Annotated in this window: 1 protein-coding gene; it reads left to right on the top strand. The window is 39.8% G+C overall.

What is annotated here, in order from left to right:
- Positions 1-765, top strand: a 765-nt coding sequence (locus tag LJE12_RS19615) for an IS110 family transposase (protein ID WP_227292402.1), incomplete at its 5' end; no start/stop codon positions are given.
- Positions 766-903: the final 138 nt, after the last annotated feature.

A 903-nucleotide genomic window follows, 5' to 3' on the forward strand; every position in this document is an offset into this window, starting at 1 on the left:
AGTTCCGGCTTCCGTCTATCATCCTTTATTTCTGATATTTTTGGCGCTTCGGGTAGAAACATCATTCTGCATTTAATTGAACATGGGCAGATTGATAAAACTGCTTTAGATTCTTGTCTCAAAACCAAGACCAGAAACCGTATTGATGAAATTCTCATGTCCGTGAACGGAACACTGTCAGAACACCAAAAGGCATTTTTAAGGATTCTCATGACTCATTATGATTCTTTAAAGAAACATCTTGCTGAAATTGAAACGAGTCTCGAGGAAGATATGGCTCCATTTGCCCTGCAGGTTGAGCAGTTGAATAGCATCTATGGAATAAGCACAACTGCTTCCTGTGCAATTATTGCTGAAATCGGTATTGATATGAAGCCGTTTAAAACTGCGGAACACATCTGCTCATGGGCCGGTTTGTGCCCAGGTAATAACGAAAGTGCTGGAAAACGAAAAAGCACCTCTGTCACAAAAGGCAATCCTTACATAAAAAGTATGCTCTGCGAAATTGCCTGGGTGATTGCAGGGAAACGCAACACTTATCTTTCGGCATGGTACTGGAGAATCAAACAGAAAAAAGGAGCCAAAAAAGCGATTGTCGCACTTGCCCGAAAACTTCTTGTCATCATCTACACAATGTTAAAACAAGGAACTCTATTTGACGAATCCTGTTTTGAAACAAGACGTAAGCACTGTGAACAAAAACAGCTTTCTCGTTATATACGGGAATTGGAAAAACATGGTTATCATGTGGAAGCTCAAAGCTAGCCTTTCTTAAATACGATCAATCTCTCACTACAGGCAGCCAATACTGTGACTGCTTTATAGTGATGCTTTCATAATTGTTGAAAACATTTGTTGTCAAGGTTCAGTTTTTGGCTACGAGTTTTATTTTCGTAGCAAGGT

This window comes from Blautia sp. DFI.6.71 (assembly GCF_020593585.1).
Taxonomy (GTDB): Bacteria; Bacillota; Clostridia; order Lachnospirales; family Lachnospiraceae; genus Blautia_A; species Blautia_A wexlerae.